Below are 407 nucleotides of genomic sequence, written 5' to 3' on the forward strand. Positions count from 1 at the left end.
CAGTACAAGCTGGACGCGAAGGCCGTGAACGAGCTGAACGCCGAAGCCGATTCCGGCGTCGTCGATGACGAGTACACGTACAACGATGCCGACGATGACGGCTACAATCCGGACGACGATCCGGATGCGGCGGTGTGGAGCCACTGACGTGCACTGAGTCGCCCAGTCAATCTGCTTAGCCGGTTCGCTTAACGAACGTGAGCGCACAGCCGCCGGCGAAGGCCGGCGAAAGACCAACGAAAAGCCCATTCCCATTGGGGTTCGATTTGCAAGACTGCGGAATCGAACCCCAGCGGGAATGGGCTTTATCGAATGCGATTGCCATTAGAGGAACCGTCACGGTTCCCTCGGCAAAGCGCATCGCTAAACACCGTTGTGAACGCCGTTTGAACTGCCTCTGAGCTTGC

1 protein-coding gene and 1 pseudogene are annotated in these 407 nt (G+C 58.5%); one reads left to right on the forward strand and one right to left on the reverse strand.

Annotated features, from left to right (window positions below; all coding sequences use genetic code 11):
- Positions 1 to 147 (forward strand): annotated as a pseudogene (locus B3C64_RS02100) (DUF4032 domain-containing protein); the annotation flags it as partial.
- Between the two features lie 28 nt (positions 148 to 175).
- On the opposite strand, the gene B3C64_RS02105 reads toward B3C64_RS02100, so the two are convergent.
- Positions 176 to 407: hypothetical protein (locus tag B3C64_RS02105; protein WP_291533378.1), on the reverse strand; the 232-nt coding region annotated here is incomplete at its 5' end.

It is taken from the genome of Bifidobacterium sp. UBA6881 (genome assembly GCA_002451435.1).
Classification (GTDB): Bacteria; Actinomycetota; Actinomycetes; order Actinomycetales; family Bifidobacteriaceae; genus Bifidobacterium.